Here is a 19054-nt window from a genome sequence, read left to right as displayed (position 1 = left end):
GCACGCCCGCTTACCAGGCCATGCGCAAGCCCACCTGGGCACCCACGTTGCGATAGCCGCCTTCGCCGCGCTGCACGCTCACGCCACCCCACGCCCCCCAGCGCTGGCCCAGCTTCAGCTCGGCACCAGCCTGCACCTCGTAACGGTTGCGTGGCACGTCCGCGCCCAGCGTCTCACCGTTGAACTGCAACGTGCTGCTGCCGCTGCCACGCAACCAGTTCACGCCCAGGTACGGCTGCACCGTGTTGCCGGCTGCAGTGCCGTGACCGAACACGCGCACGCCCAGGCGCCCGCTCAGGCCACCGGCATCGGCTTGGTCGACCACCGTGCCATTGCTCTCCACGTGCCGATCGGCGCGGAAGTCGACATGGCTCAGCTGCAGCTGCGGCTGCACGTACAGCGCGCTGGTGGGGCCCTGCCACACGGTGAAGGTGTAGCCGGTCTCCAGCGACGCACTGGCCATGCCTGAGTCATAGCGCTCCGGTTCCAGGCCGATGCCCTGCACCCGGTTGTCGAAGCGGCCGTACTGCAGCGCTGCGTCCACGTAGGCACCTTGCGCGCCTCCAGCATCCTGCAGCCAGGTGCCGTATACACCCACTGCGTTGCCACGCACCCGGCCGGTGGCGCTGTAGCCGGTCAGCCGCGAGACGGCACGATTGTCGGCGCGGCCGCTGCCGAGCATGACGCCGAACGCGGCATTGCCACGCTGCAGCAGATCGCTGCCGATCTGCAGCACCGAGGCGGCGCCGTCCACCGACAGCTGACTGCCGACCGCGCTGGAATCGGCCTGCTGCCGGCCCACCCGTGCCCAGGCCTGGCGCTCAGTGCCCCACGAACGGGTGCCGATGCGCTCATGCATGCGGTGTGCAAACAGGTTGATCGCTGCAGACTGGTTGGCCAGGTAGGCACCGGCCTCCGGGCGCAGTACCGGCGGCGGCAGGATCGGATCGACTGGATCCACCGGGTCCACAGGGTCGGTCGGATCGATCGGATCCGGGCCAGGATCGACCACGCATCCTGGCCCGGCCGGGTTGTCCTTGCAGGCATCAAACCACTGCGAACGCAGGTACCAGTTGCCATCGGAAGGATCGGTCACACCGCCCTTGAACAGGAAGTACTCGTACGACCCACCGACCGCACGCCCGGCCAGCGTGTAGCTCGCCAGGGACGCACCGTCGATTTCGATCAACCGGATGCCATCCACCGTGGGCGCCCCCACACCGCCCATGTTCTTCACCAGGATGCTTGCATCGCCCGAGCTGTCGCCGCGCACATGCAGGCGGTCGATCGCGCTGTCATCGCCTGCCAGCGCGCCCTGGAACAGGAAGATGGCGTTCTCGCTGTGCAGGTCGCCGTCCACGGTGAGCGTGTTGAAGCGACCGGTGCCATCGGACAACGCCAGCCCGCTGCCAAGCACCTGCAGTCCACCAACCGTGGCATCGCCCGTGAGCGTCCACTGGCTGCCACCCTCGATCGCCAGCGTCTGCACCAGATCGGATGAACCCTGCCACAGCGAACCGTCGGCCAGGCGCGCATGCACTTCGGATTGCGGCACCAGCCCGGCGTCTTCATCTTCGGGAGTGATGACGATGTCACCCACCAGCTGCGAGCGACCGTCCAGCACCAGATCGAAGCGCCCGGCCACAGCGGCGTCCAACGCCAACCCGATGCCGTTGCCACCCGACACCAAGGCACCATTGGACAACGTCAGGCCCGGGTCGCGGCTGCTGCGCAGCCACACGCCGCCGTGCTGCGCACTCACCAGCGAGCCGCCGTCGATGCGCATCCGACCGTTGTCGTTGATCACCGCCGCCCACGCGCCCTCGCCTTCGGTGCGCACATGGGTATTGGTCAGGGTCATTTCGCCTGTACCGCCCGACAACACACCGTGCGAGTTGATGCCGGTGGTGCGCACCACACTGTCGGACAAGTGCACGGTACCGCCCAAGCGCGCGATCGCGCCGATGGCGCCGTGTCCTTCGGTCAGGATGTCGGTCATGCCTGCGCTCACCTGCGGATTTTTCCCGCCGGAACCCTCCGCATACAGGCCGTGGCCGTTCTGGCCGAGCGTGCGCAATCGGCTGGACGCCACCCGGGCGGTTCCATCCAGCACCGAGATGGCCTGCCAGAACTCACCGTCCGCGGTGATCTCCGAGCCGTCCACATCCAGCTCACCCTTGCCCATCATCAGGATGCCAACACCATCGCGCGTGGTGATGGATGAGCCGAGCACGCTGGCCACGCCGTCGCGTTGGTTGATGTTGATGCCCACCGAATTGGTTTCGAGGCGGCTGTTGCGCATCGTCACCTCGGTGCCTGCAGTCATGTGAATGCCGTGATGCCCGGACATCTCAACACCCTCCAACAGCAACGTTCCGCTGCTGCCAGTGGCAAAACTGATCACACTGGCATTGGTTCCGCCGGCATGGATGCTGCCCCCGCGCATTTCGACGTCACCACCAATCATCAAACCGGCGCCGGAGCGCTCATGGCTGAGGTTGATGTCCACATCCTCCAGTATCGTTCTTCCCAATGCGGCCAATACCCCCGTAGCACCCGCGCCACGCCCATTGATCTGGACCGAGCGCAGGTGCACGTCCCCGCCGTTCTTGACCGACACACCGTAGCCACTCCCACCAATCTCGATGCGGGTCCGCTCTGCGACCACGTTGCCGGCATCCGCATCCAGTCCATTGGATTGGCTGGCATTGACCTCGATCACGCTATCCACCACATGCGCATTGCCACCCTTCACCGAGACACCGTGTGACAGCGCCGCGTGCGTGGTGATATGAACCTGATCCAGTACCAGCTGGCCACCCATTGCCTCGGCGCCATTGGATGCCGTGCCAAAGGTCTGTATACGCGTACCGGTGGCCTGCACCAGCCCGTCATTGGCGGCGGAGAGACCTGCAGCACCATAGCCGGTAGTGGTCGCACTCCCTTGCTGGAGCTCGACACGGCTCCCCGTGCCTTCGGCACGCGCGGCGGCAGCATACATACCCTCGGTGCGAAGATTGACCTCACCTGCGGGAACGATGCTGCCGCCATTGATGGCATGGAACGCGTAGCCCGCAGGGTTGCCCGGCTCGACGGGTTCTGTGGTGGCGTAGTCACCCGCCGCTGGAGTCTGCTCGTCGCCGTCGGCAATGATCTGCTGCGCCAGCGCGGGTGCAGTTGAGGCCAGTGCGGCGGCCAACGACAGCGCCAGAGCGGATGGTTGGGAAATGGGGAAGTGCATGGCATGCCTCCGGAAAAGTGGGAGGCATGGTTGAAGATTGCTGCAGCCACAGACATCGAATCTCTTGCAATTCCGGGTGGCCGCAGCCGGCTACCACATGTAACTGAACACAATCTGGGGCGCGACAGCGGGTAAGCGTCCTTTGCAACTAGTTGCATGGTCGCGGTGCGGCGCCACGGAGAAACTGGGCCCCTCGCAGCACAGACTGACGCTAGTGCCACGAAATGACGTCACCTTCACGAAGTATTGACTTATAAGCCTACTGCCTGAATCGCCCCTAAGCCGGATTGCAGTCAGTGCCGAGCTGAACGTTTTTCTCGCCTATGGAGATGATCATGCAAGATCGTTGCCGACTGGTACCCCTGCCGATGCAGTCGCTGGCGCATTGCCTGCCGGCAGCGCTGGCCCTGCTGCCGGCATCCAATGCCTTTGCCGGTACGCTGGACGGCACAGAAGCCACGATCGAAGCGGGCACCCCCATTGAAGAGTGGACGATTCGCAATGGCGCCTGGCTTGACCTGCAGGGTGCAGAAGCCATCAACGCTACTTCGGCCAGCATCGACAGCGACAGCACCTGGCTGATGACCGGCGACAGCAACGTCGGCCACCTGGCACTGGGCAATGGCAGCACGTTCAACACGCTCAGCGTGGATACCTTCGATGGCGCCGGTGGCACCCTGCTGTTCAACACCCAGCTGGGTGACGACAGCTCGGCCACCGACAAGTTGATCGTCAAGGGCGACGCCAACGGGCAGGCCAACGTGCGCGTGCTCAATGCCGGTGGCGCAGGCGCCAAGACCGAAAAGGGTATCGAGCTGATCCGCGTGGGCGGTGCATCGAATGCACAGTTCGACCTGCAGGACCGCGCGGTAGGGCTGCGTAGCCTGGGCGACAGCGGCCTGTCCGGCCGCGTGGGCCTGCGCCTGCAGGGCGAGGGCCGCAGTGCCGCCGGTGCGTCGGTCAGGCCGCACGTGGTGGCCAATCGCTGGTAGTCGTCTTGCCCGCCCTATCGCAGAGCGACGGGGTGGGCCTCTCCTTTCTCCAGCCTCTCGATAACGCCATGCTCAATCCGAACGCCCTCGTCCTTCCGACGAATCTCCGCTTGCACCCACTAGGTTCTGGCCTGTTGCTGGCGTTACTTGCCATGCATAGCAACGCGGCATTCTCCCGTGAACTGGTCGGTGAGTCCGCACTTGTCTCCGCCGGAGACCCCGTAGAGACCTGGACGCTGTACGCAGGCTCAAGCCTGCACGTACAGAACGCGGAAGCGCTCGGCATCGAGGCATTCGATGACAGCGTGGTCGAACTTGATGGTGCCACGATCAGCGATCCTTCCTCCTGGGAACCAGGCTCCGTGCTGCTGGGCGACACCTCGTCATTGACCGCACGCGACTCAACCTTCCGCGGCAAGGGCCTGATCGTGGCGGGCTCCGCCTCTGTGCACCTGACCGGCAGCCGCATCCTGGTGACACGCAGCGAAGGCCTGGACCCTTCCGCGATACAGTCCATCGGTGTGGATCTGAGTTCGGCAGTCCTCCAGGCTGTCGATGGCGTCGCGGTCATTGATTCAACCCTCATCCAGGTCGATGACGGAGGATCTACACCTTGGGACAATCAGGACGGTCTCGGGTTGCGCTTGGGTCATGGCCGGACTTCGATCCGGAATGGTTCCCGCATCGAGGCGGCCAACGTCGGCGCGCTGCTCTACGGTGACGATTACGCTACAGCTCCGGTGCGACTGACAGTCGACGCCTCGACGCTGAGCTCCGGCCGGGGGCCTGCCATACGGGTTGCCACGATGGGCGCACAGGATCGCTTCGAGATCACCCTCGCAAACGGCACACGTGTTCACGCAGGAAACGGGACGCTGCTACAGGTGGCTGCATATCGTCCTGGCAACCCTGGTCCTGCATCGATCAGGTTTGCCGTGGATGATTCGCGCGTGGCCGGCGACATTGTTCTGGACACGGCAGGTGTCAGCCATGGCGGACTGGATGTTCGCTTGCGCAACAAGGCACAGATCGATGGCCGCTTTATCAACGTCACCTCGGCCAGCATCGAAAGCGGCAGCACCTGGCTGATGACCGGCGGCAGCAACGTCGGCCACCTCGCCCTGGGCAGCACCGGCACCGTGGCGCTGGGCAACGGCAGCACGTTCAACACGCTCAGCATGGATACCTTCGATGGCGCTGGCGGCACCCTGCTGTTCAACACCCAACTGGGCGACGATGCCTCGGCCACCGACAAGCTGATCATCAAGGGCGATGCCAACGGCCAGGCCAACGTGCGCGTGCTCAATGCCGGCGGCGCAGGCGCCAAGACCGACAAGGGCATCGAGCTGATCCGCGTCGGCGGTGCGTCCAACGCGCAGTTCGACCTGCAGGGCCGCGCGGTGGGCGGGCAGTACGAGTACTTCCTGTTCAAGGACGCCACCAACGGCGACTGGTACCTGCGCTCGGATCCGTGTGATGCCGACCCCGCACTACCGCAGTGCCAACCGGTTGATCCTGTTGATCCTGTTGAACCGGTAGACCCGGTCGATCCCATTGACCCAGTCGACCCCACACCGGTGCTGCGCCCGGAAGCCGGCGCCTACCTGGCCAACCAGTTCGCGATGGGCCAACTGCTGCGCCATGGCTGGCGCGACCGCCAGGGCGGCAACACCTCCGCCGTTGAGGGCGTGCGTGGCTGGGCTCGCGTGGATGCCACGCAGAGCAAGCTGTCGGCGGTGGAAGACCAGCTGGACCTGCGCGTGGACCGCTCGCGCCTGCAGCTGGGCGCGGACATCGGCGTATTCGACAACGGCCAGGGCCGCGTCGGCCTGATGGGCACGCTGGCCAAGTCCGACGCCACCTCGCGTTCGCAGCCGACCGGCTACAGCGCACGCGGCAAGGTCAACGGTGGCGCGCTGGGCGTGTATGGCAACTGGAGCAACGACGCCCTGTATGTGGATGCCAGCGTTCAGCGCGGCCAGTTCCGCAACCGCGTGCAGGGCGAAGGCCTGGCCGAGGAACGCTACGACTCGGACATCTGGCAGAGCTCGCTGGAAGCCGGCTACCGCTTTGGCGTCGGCCAGATCGGCAGTACCGCGCTGAGCCTGCAGCCGGAACTGCAGCTGGTCTACACCGACGCCAACACCGACCGCCACGAAGAAGCCAACGGCACCGTGGTGCGCAGCCTGGGCGACAGCGGTCTGTCCGGTCGCGTGGGCCTGCGTCTGCAGGGCGAATCCCACTCGGCAGCGGGTGCCTCGGTCAGCCCGTATGTGGTGACCAATTGGTACCGCGATGGCGCCAGCAACGGCATGGCGTTCGATGATGAAGCGCTGAAGGCCAGCGTGCCGCGCAACCGCTACGAGCTCAATGCCGGTGCACGTGTGGATTTCCGTTCCGGGCTGAGTGCCTGGGGTGGATTTGGCGTGATGCGCGGTGACCACGGCTACCGCGAAGCGACGGCAAATCTGAGCATGTCGTACAACTGGTGATGTAATTGAAAGGACGGCGCCGGATGTTTCCGGCGCCGTGCTGCTTTCTGTAGAGCCGAGCCATGCTCGGCTGCGCTGCATCCCGGCTTATCCAATCGTCCCCATTTAACGAGATGGCCCGGCATGTAGCCAACGCACAGGTCCGTGCCGGGAATCTCAAACTGCGTGCAGGCTGCCACAGACCCAATAGCGACTGACAGACACTGAACACACGAGGCCAAGTGGTCTGGCGAGAGCTGGCTTTGCAACTATTTGCATGGTCGTTGGGGGGCGGTTTCGCGAGACTGACTTCATTCCAGACAAGTACTGACGCAAACGACACTGAACCACGCCCTCTTCACGTCGCGTCAACATAATACGCGCATGCGTGAATAGGGATCTTCTGACGTCATGCGGAGTCTCGCGACTTCCAACCATGAAGGACAAGACCATGACCGTTCACTTCCAACCACGCCCTCTGACGCGGCGCACGCTTGTGCAGGGCCTATTGCCTATCCTCATTACCCTTTCCATGTCACCCGTGGCGGCGTTGGCCGGCACGGTTGCGCCGGGCACCTCGCACACCGTCAAAGAAGGTGATGCCACTGAGAACTGGAGTGTGGAAACAGGTGCCACGCTCACTCTGGCACGGGGGGCAACAAGTGGAAGTGTGACCGCAAGAGGCGCGACACTGATTGCCGATGGTGCAAGCATCGCCGATGGTCTCTGGCTCCAGGATTCCTCCCAGGCCACGCTGGCAAACAGCAGCATCATCGCGACAGGGGGGTTCGATCCGTATGCGGGCGTCATTCGGTCAGGCAGTAGCCTTTCGATGCAGAACATGACGGTTGAGTCGGACTACACAGGCTTCCGCCAGTACGACACGCACGTGGATATGGCCGACAGTACTATCACTGTGGCAACCCGAGCGTTCAGCAAGGAGGGCGGCACGCTCGAACTGCGCAACGTGGATGTGATCGCCCAAGGGCGGGGCGGCACGGCCGGCGGCGTGCAGGGAATCCTGCAGATCGGCGGCAACCTCTCCGCCGAGGATCTACGCGTGACGTCTGCCGACATCGGCGTCGACATCCGTGCGGGTGATGCACAAATGCGTCGATCGACGATCAACAGTGATGGGACAGGACTTCGCATAGGAACCGGACCTGGAAGTGCCCCCGGCGGCGTCATCCAGCTATCCGACAGTACGATCTCCGCCGGGCGTCTGGCGGCAGCGGTGTACGGTGCGACGCTGGAGATATCCAACTCGACCCTTGTTGGAGGCACGTCCTCCAAAAGCAGCGCCCTGCAGATCAACGACGCCGCCGCAGCGGTTCGTGGATCATCACTGTCCGGCGCTGAGGAAGGCGTCGCTGTTATCGCAGCATCATCGGACAGCACCCTGCAGTTACAAGGTTCTTCCGTCAGCGCGGGGACAGGGCCGGGCCTCTTTGCGGGCGGCAATCCTGGAACAACCGCATTCATCGACCTGGCCGATGGTTCACTCGTCACCGGTGCGGTTGCGCTGAACGCGCTTGGCGGCGGCACCGTTGCGCTGACGGCCTCCGAGTCCCATCTCATCGGCAACCTCGTTGCTGAGCAGAGGACGAACGTTTCCGTGCTGCTCGAGAACAACAGTGCATTGGTTGGAGCAGCCAGCAACATCGACGATATCAGGATCAACGATTCCCGCTGGAGAATGACCGGAGACAGCGCGACGGGACGCCTGTCAATGCGCGGCTCGACCATTCTCGAACTGGGCGATGGCAGCACCTTCAACACCTTGACCGTCGATGAGTTCAACGCCGATGGCACATTGGTGGTCTTCAACACGGCGTTGGGCGACGACACTTCGGCGACCGACAAGTTGGTGATTAACGGCGATGCCAACGGTCAAGCCAATGTACGTGTGCTCAATGCCGGTGGTGTTGGTGCGAAGACCAACCGCGGCATCGAGCTGATCGACATCGGTGGTACATCCAACGCGCAGTTCGACCTGATTGGTCGCGCGGTAGGCGGGCAGTACGAGTATTTCCTGGTGAAGGATGCCAATGGCAACTGGTACCTGCGTTCGCAGGCCGGCGCCGACCCAGACCCATGCGCGGTAGACCCGACACTCCCTGAGTGCACACCCATCGATCCGATTGACCCGATCGATCCCGTCGACCCCACCCCGGTGCTGCGCCCGGAAGCGGGTGCGTACCTGGCCAACCAGTTCGCAATGGACCAACTGCTGCGCCACGGCTGGCGCGACCGCCAGGGCGGCAGCACCTCCGCCGTTGAGGGCGTGCGTGGCTGGGCTCGCGTGGATGCCACGCAGAGCAAGCTGTCGGCGGTGGAAGACCAGCTGGACCTGCGCGTGGACCGCTCGCGCCTGCAGCTGGGTGCAGACATCGGCGTGTTCGACAACGGCCAGGGCCGCGTGGGCGTGATGGGTACGCTGGCCAAGTCCGATGCCACCTCGCGTTCGCAGCTGACCGGCTACAGCGCACGCGGCAAGGTCAACGGCGGCGCGCTGGGCGTGTACGGCAACTGGAGCAACGATGCACTGTATGTGGATGCCAGCGTTCAGCGCGGCCAGTTCCGCAACCGCGTGCAGGGCGAAGGCCTGGCCGAGGAACGCTACGACTCGGACATCTGGCAGTCGTCGCTGGAAGCAGGCTACCGTTTCGGCATCGGCCAGATCGGCCGCACCGCGCTGAGCCTGCAGCCGGAACTGCAGTTGGTCTACACCGACGCCAGCACCGATCGCCACGAGGAAACCAACGGCACCGTGGTGCGCAGCCTGGGCGACAGCGGCCTGTCCGGTCGCGTGGGCCTGCGCCTGCAGGGCGAATCCCGCTCGGCAGCGGGTGCCTCGGTCAGCCCGTATGTGGTGGCCAATTGGTACCGCGATGGCGCCAGCAACGGCATGGCGTTCGATGATGAAGCGCTGAAGGCCAGCGTGCCGCGCAACCGCTACGAGCTCAATGCCGGTGCACGTGTGGACTTCCGTTCTGGACTGAGTGCCTGGGGTGGATTTGGTGTGATGCGCGGTGACCATGGGTACCGCGAAGCCACCGCCAATCTGAGCATGTCGTACCGCTGGTAATGTAGAAACACGCACGGCGCCGGATGATTCCGGCGCCGTACTGCGTTCTGTAGAGCCGGGCCATGCTCGGCCGCTCGTCCGCAGCGCCGAAGGCGTCCATTCTACCGGCGACTGCGGCGAGCAGGTCGCCTCTGGCGGACGACATCGCAGGTCATACGAACCAGTCCATCGTCTATCGCATCGCTACCCCGCGCCATGAGCCTCAGTTGTTGTTCCAGTCCACCTGACAAAGAGCGACCCGCTCCGAGCACGATGGGTGCAATCGACTCGCACACGCGGATCATCGATATGCCCACGCGTCGTCAGAAAGGCGTCATGACGGTTGGATCACTCACCGGGAGTACCTACGACTCAACCACGACGACACCCCCTTGTCGCCTTTGACCTTGAGCGCCTCACATCTGCGCTCCTAGACTCACCATCCACTGGATGCCCGAGCACCGAGTCGAGCGTCGCAGCTGCTTCTGGTCCATCTGACCACGCCAGCTTAGGCCCTTCCTCCCAGCCGTTGATAACTCATATGAAATGCGCGACCCGTCTTCTGCTGCTCCTGGCTATTGGCCTTCTTGCGGCATGTGATGCTCTCCCACATGCGCGGGGCTACACATATCCGAATGACCGCTACCTGGAGGAGAACGTAGCGAAGTGGAACAGCATGGTCGAAACGATCAATACGTGGAACGACGGCCCATGGGCAGATGAATTCTATGGTGCGATCAATAATGGGGATGACCTCTCAAAGTTTCAGTATCGACTACAGGTGGCGCACAAGAATGCCGTCGAGCGGCGAGCAGCTGCAGAACGCATGACACATCGCTCTGAGGCAGCGGATCTGCACCGGCATCTCCTCATATCACTGCAAAGCGTCGAAGACATGTTCTCCATCATGGTGGCCCTGGCAGAGCTTCCAGATGGCTACACCCCTGAGCAATCCGCATCGCTTCTGGCTCGCTTGGAACCCGCCATCGAGCGCATGGATACAGACCTCCAGAGGCTGAGTGACGCCCAAGACGCCTTTGCGAAATCAGAGCAGATCCAGCTCACGACGCGAGATCCCACCCATCACTAGGGCCGATTCATCAATCGACGGGGCGGCGTTGAAAACCGATCAATCTGCAACTTGTTGTATCGCATGCTCCGGACAAGGCCGGTACGCTCGGCGACCAGCCCATCATCCATCTTCAACATGATCAGTCTTGCACTACGCCCCTTTCGTCTTTTCGCCTGTTTCAAAGGGCGATCATCAAGACGCGAGTTCTGGCTGTTCTCCCTCCTGCAGGTCGTGGTGAGCCTATTGATCGTCGGTATCGCCGCATACACCTCCCGCCGATTTCCGCCTGATGTCCTTGGGGAGGGCATGCGATTGAGCGATCTGTTTGCGTACATCTGGTTTGGCTACATCATGCTCAGCCTCGTCCCGTTCTACGCGCTCGTCGCTCGTAGATTTCGAGATCTGGGGCAGTCTGGCTGGATGTGCCTTACGTTCATGGTCCCTGCAGTTGGACCCGCCTTTGTACTGCTGCAGATGCTTCGCCCTGGCCAGGAGGGCGATAACCTCTATGGACCTGCGCCACGCTAGATCCAATTTCGCATTTTGTAGATACCGAGCGCGCGGCTGCACGTGATAAGCCGAGCATCGGCTCGGCACTACAAATGATGTCGCGATCTGCATGCATTGACGGCTTTCGCCAGATCGCTGCAAACATTCGTATTTTTTCTACTTTCCAATTTTTCTCATTGGCAGCATTGGCGCTGCGTGCAAATGATGGACCGCCACCGACAACGGGTGGCACGGGCTTGCAATCCCGTTTGGTTAATGTCGTTTACGCTTGCCTGCCGGCGTCGCCCTTTCCTTGTTGGGTGGCGTCGGCAGGCATTCTGTCCGCGCACCTATGGCGGGCGGTGCGTGGGGGCCTCGTGCCCGCCGGCGTTTGACGACATTAGCCACCGGTATTGCAACCACGCACCGTCCGCCACCCTCGCTGTTAAGCAGGGTGGTCCCTTGCCGCTTGCACAAGGACGCCGCCATGACCGCTTCCCCCTACCCGCACCTGTTCGCCACCCTGGGCGAGGCCGCCACGCGCCTGCCCGATGACCTGGCCCGCACGCTGGAAGATACCTTCGTTGCGCTGCAGACCGGCAACAGTGCCGGGGCCATTACCCTGCAGGCCTGCCTGCAGCACATCCGCCAGGGCGATGCCGCCGATGGGCAGCCGTGGCCCGGCACCAACCGCACACCCGGGCAGCGCCTGGCCATGGCGCGCATCGACCGCGCCAATGCGGGGCTGAGTTTCCTGCTGGAACTGCTGCACGCCACCGAACGCGTACGCGTGGACGGTGATATCGATCAGCAGATGGGTGATGGCGCGCGCGAGGGCCTGCTGCTGGCGTGTCGCGGGCTGGCCGAGTATGTGGATGTGCAGTTGCGGGCAGCGTGAGCAGCTCGCGTCCTGAACTGCGGAGGAGCGCTCAGTTCAGTCGCCTGCCACTGGCGATTGCAATGATTCCGATGGCTCATCGTCACGGCAGCACCAATAGTGCGCACTTCTTTCCAGGGAGTGTATCGATGCACAAGATGATGGTTCCGCTCACCCGCTATGCGCAGTTCACTGGCCGCGCAGGCCGCAGCGAATTCTGGTGGTTCCAGTTGTTCATCATGATCATTTCGATCCCGCTGTATCTGCTGAGCTTCTACGCCGGCTACAGCGGTTCGCAGGGCTTGGCGCTGGTCGCCACCGGCCTGGGCGTAGTGATGTGGCTGGCATTCGTGTTGCCGTCCATCGCGGCCACCATCCGCCGCCTGCACGATACCGATCGTTCGGGCTGGTGGTTGTTGCTGGGGTTCGTGCCGTTCGTCAGCCTGGTGCTGCTGGTGTTCCTGCTGCTGCCCGGCACGCCGGGGGGCAACCGCTTCGGTGCGCCGGTTCCGCACGTGTAACCAGCCCGCGTTGGTAGGTGTCGACCTTGGTCGGCACGGATGTGCCACCGGATGCTGACACATCCGTGCCAACCAAGGTTGGCACCTACCAGAGCAACATCGATGTGCTTCACTTGGGGTCAGATCCCTTTGCGGCGCAAAGGGATCTGACCCCACCCCGAAGGTTGACCCAGCAGGGCAGTACCGTTGCTGCTACGCGAAGTGCTGGTAACCGCCGCCGGCGGCTTCGCCGTCCACGTGCACGCCCTGCCCTTCGGCAATACGGCCGATGCGGGTGAGCGGCACGTCCAGCGATTCGGCCAGGTAGTGCAGTGCGTCGCGCTGGTCGGCGGCGGCGGTAAAGCACAGCTCGTAGTCGTCGCCCCCGCGCAGTGCGCAGTCGCGTGCGGCCTCACGACCGAGCAGTTCCCGCAGTGCGTGCGAGATCGGCAGCAAATCGGCATCCACGTGCGCGGCCAGGTTGCTGCGCGTGGCGATATGACCGAGGTCGGCCAGCAGGCCGTCAGACACATCCACCGCCGCGTGCGCGAAGGCCCGCAGGCGCAGGCCGAGGGTCACGCGCGGCGTCGGCCGCAGCAGGCGCAGGCGCAGGCTTTCGTAGTCGGCCAGCAGCGTGGCGGTGGCGATGCTCAACGCACCTTGTTGCCACAGGCGCAGCGCACCGGCGGCATCGCCGAGCGTGCCACTGACCCAAATGTCATCGCCTGCCTGTGCGCGGTCGCGCCGCAGGGCCTGGCCGCGCCCGACCTGGCCCATCGCGGTCACCGACAGCGACAGCGGACCGCGCGTGGTGTCGCCACCGATCAGCGCGATGTCGTGCTGGTCGGCCAGGGCGAAAAAGCCATCGGCAAAGGCCTCGATCCAATCTTCAGATGCTTCCGGCAGCGACAGTGCCAGCGTGCACCACGCCGGGCGCGCGCCCATCGCGGCCAAGTCCGACAGGTTGACCGCCAGGGTCTTCCAGCCGATGTCGAAGGCAGGCGTCTCAACCGGGAAGTGCACGCCGCTGTTGAGCGTATCGGCGGTGACCACCAGCTGTTCGTTGGCACGCGGCTGCAGCAACGCGGCGTCGTCACCGATGCCGAGCAGGATGTCGTCGCGCTCGAGGGTGCGGGCGCGGATGCGGTCGATGAGGGCGAATTCGGCCAGGGACATGGGGCGTTCCCGCTGTTGTACGTGCCGCGCAAGGCGCGGTGGGCGGTAGTGCCGGCCGCTGGCCGGCAACCTCAGGATCCCTGCAGCTGCCGGCCAGCGGCCGGCACTACCACAGGCGGGTCAGTGACCCGATTCGACCTTGCGCCATTCCACGGCGGCACGATCCAGCACGCCGTTGACGTAGGTATGGCCATGTTCGGAACCGAAGCGCTTGGCCGATTCGATGGCCTCGTTGATCACCACGCGGTACGGCACGTCCAGGCGGTAGCGAAGCTCGTAGGCGGCCAGGCGCAGCACCGCGCGTTCGATCGCATCCACTTCCTCGATGCCACGGTCCAGGTACGGGCCGAGCGCTTCGTCGATGTCGCGACGGTTGTCGAGCACGCCGTGCACCAGCGCCTCGAAGTACGCCAGGTCGGCGATTTCGCGGGCCTGCTCGTGGGCGAACTGGGCGATCAGCGACTGCGCGTTGCCGCCGGAGATCTGCCAGGCGTAGATGGCCTGCACGGCACGACGACGGGCGCGCGAGCGCAGCACCGGATCGACGCCATCGCGGCGGACGGGTTTACCGGAGGGCTTGCCCTGGGTGTTCTTGTTCATGGCAGTTGCTCCAGCAGATTGACCATTTCCAGTGCGGCGAGTGCGACTTCCTCGCCCTTGTTGCCGTGGCTGCCGCCTGCGCGGGCCTCGGCGTCTTCAACGCGTTCCACCGCCAGCACGCCGTTCAGCACCGGCACGCCGAAATCCAGCTGCACGCGCATCAGGCCTTCGGCGCAGCGGTCGGCCACGTGTTCGTAGTGGCGGGTGTCGCCACGGATCACGCAGCCCAGGGTGAGGATGGCGGCGTGTTCATGCGCGGCGGCCAGGCGTGCAGCCACCAGCGGCAGTTCCCAGGCACCCGGCACGCGGATCACGTCGATGTTGGCTTCGGTGATGCCGTTGCCGGCCAGGCTCAGGCGGGCGCCTGCGACCAGCGCGTCGGTGATGCGGGCGTTCCAGCGGCTGGCCAGGATGGCGAAGCGCGCCGACTCGGGAGTGCGAAGATCGCCTTCGTAGTGGCTCATATGCGGCTTGGGGGACTCGATAAGGGGGTAATTCTAGCGTGGATGGGCCCCGGCCGTGGCTGGCGGGGGCCTTCAGGGTGTGCCGACCAACGGTCGGCACCCACCGGTAGTGCCGGCCGCTGGCCGGCAATCCCGGGGATGCGGTTGCCGGCCAGCGGCCGGCACTACTCATTACAGGGTGACCGTCTCCACCACTTCCAGGCCGTACCCGGCCAGGCCGATCTGGCGGCGCGGGGTGCCCAGCACGCGCAGCTTGCCCAGGCCCAGGTCGGACAGGATCTGTGCGCCGGCACCGTTGCGGCGCCACTGGCCCACGTCCTTGTCCTTGCCCGGCACCACCGGCGCCGGCTGCTGGCGCAGGCGGGCCAGCAGGGCTTCGCCATCGCGCGGGGCCGACAGCACCACCATCACGCCTGCGCCCTCGGCATCGATTGCACGCAGGGCGTCGGTGGCCGCCACGCCGAAGTCGTCACGGCGCCAGTGCAGCAGGTCGGCCAGCGGGTTTTCCACCTGCACGCGCACCAGGGTCGGTGTTTCCGCATCCGGCGTGCCGCGGACCAGGGCGAAATGCAGGTCGTGGGCGATGCGGTCGCGGTAGGTCACCAGCTTGAACGGGCCGAATTCGGTGTCGATGTCGCGCTCGTCCACACGTTCAACAGTCTTTTCGGTGGCCAGGCGGTAGGCGATCAGGTCGGCGATGGAGCCCATCTTCAGGCCGTGCTCGCGGGCGAACACTTCCAGTTCCGGGCGGCGCGCCATGCTGCCATCCGGGTTCAGGATCTCCACCAGCACGCCGGCCGGTTCCAGCCCGGCCAGCATGGCCAGGTCGACGCCGGCTTCGGTATGGCCGGCGCGGGTCAGCACGCCGCCCGGCTGGGCGATCAGCGGGAAGATGTGGCCCGGCTGGTGCAGGTCCGACGGCTTGGCGTTGGGCTTCACTGCGGTGCGGATGGTGTGGGCGCGGTCGTGAGCCGAGATGCCGGTGGTAACGCCCTCGGCGGCCTCGATGCTGACCGTGAAGTTGGTCTGGAACTGCGCGGTATTGGCCTGCACCATCGGCGCCAGGCCGAGGTCGGCGGCGCGGGTGCGGGTCAGCGGCAGGCACACCAGGCCACGGCCATGGGTGACCATGAAGTTGATGTCCGACGGCTTGACCAGCTCGGCGGCCATGATCAGGTCGCCTTCGTTCTCTCGGTCTTCGTCATCGACGATGACCACCATGCGGCCCAGGCGGATGTCTTCCAGGATTTCCGGAATCGGGGCGAAATTCATGCGGCATCTCCGTGTGGGTGCTGACCGTTGGTCGGCACACTGATCAACCGCTCCACATAACGGGCGACCAGATCGATTTCCAGATTGACCGGACTGCCCACGCCCGTGGCGGAGAAGGCGGTGTTGGCCACGGTGTGCGGAATGAGGGCGACTTCAAAGCCTTCATCGTCCACTTCGTTGACGGTGAGGCTGACGCCGTCCACGCAGATCGAACCCTTCCTGGCGATGTAGCGGCGCAGCGAGGCCGGCGCGGCGAAGCGCCAGCGCTGGGCACGTGCATCTTCATGGATGGACAGCACCTGGCCGAGGCCGTCGACGTGGCCGCTGACCAGATGGCCGCCGAGGCGGTCGGTCGGGCGCATGGCGCGCTCCAGGTTGATGACCGCACCCTCGCCCAGCTGGCCCAGCGTGGTCAGGCCCAGAGTCTCGGTGGACGCGTCGGCCTGGAAGCTGCGGGCGTCGAACGCGATGACGGTGAGGCAGACGCCGTTGATGGCAATGCTCTCGCCCATCTGCACGTTGTCGAACGGCAGATTCCCGACATTGAAGGTGAAGCGGACATCGCCGCCGATGGATTCGCGTGCGGCCAGACGGCCGACGCCTTCGATGATTCCAGTAAACAAGTAACGTTCTCCGCGAAAAGTGAGCGAAAAACGCCGCAAGGCAAACAGGTGCACGCAGGGCAAGAGCCCTGTGGCACCGTCTTCTTTCATCCGGACTATGACCGTCGGCTCCGGCATTGGACCGGATCTGCTGACCCCCGGCCGTGGGCCGGGGCGCTCGCGGGCTCGTGCTTGCGCACCTACCGCCGGTGGGGAATTGCACCCCGCCCTGAAGACGTTTGTGTACCGGCGAACCGGCCCGCGCAGTGTACCAGCCCGTGCTGAACGGGGTCGGATCCCTTTCCGCAGGAAAGGGCTCTGACCCCATGGACCGGTGGCGCAGCAGCACTGGGGTCAGGGCCGTTTCCCGATGGGAAACGGATCCGACCCCCAACCCCGGTCCGCCCCAGCCTGTGACGGCCGTCTCTCGCATTTTGTAAAACTTTCATTAAAATCCGCAGCGGACGACATGAGGTCGCCACGGGCAGCCGCGAGGGCAGGCCCGCCAATGGACTGAAACTCACAGGAATTCCCATGCGCAAGATCCTGATCGTGGCCGCCCTGCTGGCCGCCGCCCCGTTCTCGGCTTCGGCCGAGGCCCTGAGCTACACCTACGTTGAAGGCGGCTGGACCCAGGTCCAGGTTGACGACAACCTGCTGGACGACCCGAAGGTCGACGGTGGCTATCTGCGCGGTTCGGTCGCGCTGGCCGAGCAGGTCTACGTGTTCGGTGGCTGGTCGCGCACCAGCAAGACCCGCCACTACGGCGAAGATTCGCTGAAGCTGGAACTGAACCAGCCGGAGCTGGGTATCGGCTACCACATGCCGTGGACCGACCGCCTGGACTTCACCGCCGATGCCGCCTGGGTGCGCCAGAACGCCGAATCGACCCTGCGTTATGACGGTGTGCGTTACCACGGCAAGGACCACACCAACCTGGGCCGCGTCACCATGGGCATCCGCGGCAAGCCGTCGCGCATGACCGAAGCCTGGGCCAAGGCCGGCTACATGGATGGCGGCAACAACTACAAGGGCACCTGGGTCGGCACTGTTGGCGGCCAGATCAACTTCACCAAGACCTGGGGTCTGGTGGGCGAGATCTCCGGCTACCGCGACGTCACCCAGTACTCGGCCGGCGTCCGCGCCAGCTTCTGATCCAACGGTCGCTCCTCGTCGTGCGATCGAACGGGCCCCGCAAGGGGCCCGTTTTTTTGCCCCGCGCGTCGGCACGTGATCACAGGGCGCCGTCGGGCCTGCGCAAAGATGCGCTAGGCTTGCGCGCCTCTGGAACAGGAAACACCGTCATGAAGACCCCCTTGCGTACCCTGCTGGCCAGCGCCCTGCTGGCTGCCCCGCTGCTGGCCAGCGCCGCCCCGGCCACGCTGACGCCCGAACAGGCCTTCGATCTGTATGCCCGCGTGCTGCTGGAAGACGATGCCGCCGCGACCCGCACCCTCAACGATGCACTGAAGCCTGCCTTCGACGGCCAGGATGCGGTAACCCCGAACCCGGGCGCATTGGCCAAGGCGCTGGCCGAACCGTGGCAGGTCGTGCTTGCCAGCACCGGTGCCAAGGCCGATGCGGCCGCCAGCGAGGCGATGTATGTCAAGGCCCTGCGTGACTCGAAGTGCCGTGCCAGCAAGAGCGTGATTGAAGACAACGAGTACGTGGACGACCAGAAGCTGGCGCGCATCACCTTCAGCTGCCAGGTGCCCGACCTGGGCAAGGTACGTCCGCTGTTCGCCGCCAGCCTTGCCGCCGACGCCCGCCCGGCCTCGCGCAAGCAGTTCACCGACGCCTACACCCAGGCGCTGCAGAGCGGCGCGCGCGTGCCGGTCAGCGGCACCTTCACCCTGTACCCGGCCAAGGACAACGGCTACTGGTACAGCGGCAACTTCGATGATCTGGTGGGCACCGTGACCGGGGCGCTGGCACCGTTCGAGGAATGGATGCAGGACGTGCAGGCGGCCAGCGCACCGAAGGTGACCGGCGTACCCGGCTGCGACCTGCTGCTGCAGCAGCACCGCAGCTGCGTGGCGAAGATCGCACCCGACCAGATCAGCGGCGTGGATGCGATGGCCGAGGAACTGAAGGCCAAGGCACAGGTGAAGTCGGCCGATGAGATGACGCAGGAGTGCAAGGCGCTGCGCCCGATCGCCGAGATGATGTGGACCGACGAGTGCACATGAGCACGATGTAGCGCCGGGGCGTGCCCAGCGATTCCCTGCGGC

At 64.9% G+C, this 19054-nt stretch carries 15 protein-coding genes and 1 riboswitch; of the genes, 9 read left to right on the top strand and 6 right to left on the bottom strand.

Going from position 1 to position 19054, the window contains the following annotated elements:
• Positions 1-10 precede the first annotated feature (10 nt).
• Positions 11-3241, bottom strand: coding sequence for an autotransporter family protein (locus ACSYHF_RS03180; protein ID WP_447576079.1), 3231 nt, complete (start codon positions 3239-3241; stop codon positions 11-13).
• A 335-nt stretch (positions 3242-3576) separates the two neighbouring features.
• Between ACSYHF_RS03180 and ACSYHF_RS03175 the strand changes: the two genes are divergently transcribed.
• From ACSYHF_RS03175 to ACSYHF_RS03145, 7 genes are all read left to right on the top strand, one after another.
• A complete protein-coding gene (locus ACSYHF_RS03175) occupies positions 3577-4233 on the top strand; it encodes an autotransporter outer membrane beta-barrel domain-containing protein (RefSeq protein ID WP_329888427.1) in 657 nt (218 codons plus the stop codon).
• 935 nt (positions 4234-5168) lie between these two features.
• Positions 5169-6725 (top strand): autotransporter family protein, encoded by a 1557-nt coding sequence (locus tag ACSYHF_RS03170; RefSeq protein ID WP_447576078.1) that lies wholly within the window; start codon positions 5169-5171, stop codon positions 6723-6725.
• A 415-nt stretch (positions 6726-7140) separates the two neighbouring features.
• A complete protein-coding gene (locus ACSYHF_RS03165; RefSeq protein WP_447576077.1) occupies positions 7141-9792 on the top strand; it encodes an autotransporter family protein in 2652 nt (883 codons plus the stop codon).
• 655 nt (positions 9793-10447) lie between these two features.
• Complete coding sequence (locus ACSYHF_RS03160) at positions 10448-10861, top strand: hypothetical protein (RefSeq protein ID WP_111174759.1); 414 nt, start codon at positions 10448-10450, stop codon at positions 10859-10861.
• Between the two features lie 63 nt (positions 10862-10924).
• On the top strand, positions 10925-11371 hold the full coding sequence (locus ACSYHF_RS03155; protein WP_447576421.1) for a DUF805 domain-containing protein: 447 nt from the start codon (positions 10925-10927) through the stop codon (positions 11369-11371).
• A gap of 448 nt (positions 11372-11819) precedes the next feature.
• Entirely contained in the window at positions 11820-12230 is a 411-nt protein-coding gene (locus ACSYHF_RS03150) for a hypothetical protein (protein WP_447576076.1), read from the top strand.
• A 128-nt stretch (positions 12231-12358) separates the two neighbouring features.
• On the top strand, positions 12359-12730 hold the full coding sequence (locus tag ACSYHF_RS03145) for a DUF805 domain-containing protein (RefSeq protein WP_005415270.1): 372 nt from the start codon (positions 12359-12361) through the stop codon (positions 12728-12730).
• Between the two features lie 192 nt (positions 12731-12922).
• On the opposite strand, the gene thiL is transcribed toward ACSYHF_RS03145, so the two are convergent.
• From thiL to ACSYHF_RS03120, 5 genes are all read right to left on the bottom strand, one after another.
• Entirely contained in the window at positions 12923-13885 is a 963-nt protein-coding gene (gene thiL, locus ACSYHF_RS03140) for a thiamine-phosphate kinase (protein ID WP_005415269.1), read from the bottom strand.
• Between the two features lie 120 nt (positions 13886-14005).
• Positions 14006-14485: a transcription antitermination factor NusB gene (nusB, locus tag ACSYHF_RS03135; protein WP_005415268.1), complete on the bottom strand. Its 480-nt coding sequence runs from the start codon at positions 14483-14485 to the stop codon at positions 14006-14008.
• The gene (gene ribH / locus ACSYHF_RS03130) at positions 14482-14949 is read right to left on the bottom strand and encodes a 6,7-dimethyl-8-ribityllumazine synthase (protein WP_005415267.1); all 468 of its coding nucleotides are present in this window, start codon (positions 14947-14949) and stop codon (positions 14482-14484) included. The genes nusB and ribH overlap by 4 nt, the downstream gene beginning before the upstream one ends.
• Positions 14950-15120: 171 nt before the next feature.
• Positions 15121-16221 (bottom strand): 3,4-dihydroxy-2-butanone-4-phosphate synthase, encoded by a 1101-nt coding sequence (ribB, locus tag ACSYHF_RS03125; RefSeq protein ID WP_005415266.1) that lies wholly within the window; start codon positions 16219-16221, stop codon positions 15121-15123.
• Positions 16218-16844 carry a riboflavin synthase gene (locus tag ACSYHF_RS03120; RefSeq protein ID WP_111128400.1) on the bottom strand — a complete coding sequence of 209 codons (627 nt, stop codon included), beginning with the start codon at positions 16842-16844 and terminating at the stop codon, positions 16218-16220. Before ACSYHF_RS03120 ends, ribB begins: the two co-directional genes overlap by 4 nt.
• A 74-nt stretch (positions 16845-16918) precedes the next feature.
• A riboswitch (FMN riboswitch) is annotated at positions 16919-17064 on the bottom strand.
• 293 nt (positions 17065-17357) lie between these two features.
• Here ACSYHF_RS03120 and ACSYHF_RS03115 point away from each other — a divergent pair.
• Positions 17358-17978, top strand: coding sequence for a hypothetical protein (locus ACSYHF_RS03115; RefSeq protein WP_005415264.1), 621 nt, complete (start codon positions 17358-17360; stop codon positions 17976-17978).
• 149 nt (positions 17979-18127) lie between these two features.
• Positions 18128-19012: a hypothetical protein gene (locus tag ACSYHF_RS03110; RefSeq protein WP_005415263.1), complete on the top strand. Its 885-nt coding sequence runs from the start codon at positions 18128-18130 to the stop codon at positions 19010-19012.
• Positions 19013-19054 lie beyond the last annotated feature (42 nt).

Source organism: Stenotrophomonas maltophilia group sp. P373, from assembly GCF_053295075.1.
The sequence above is the reverse complement of the archived record's forward strand: the minus strand, read 5'-3'. Positions and strand labels throughout refer to the sequence as shown.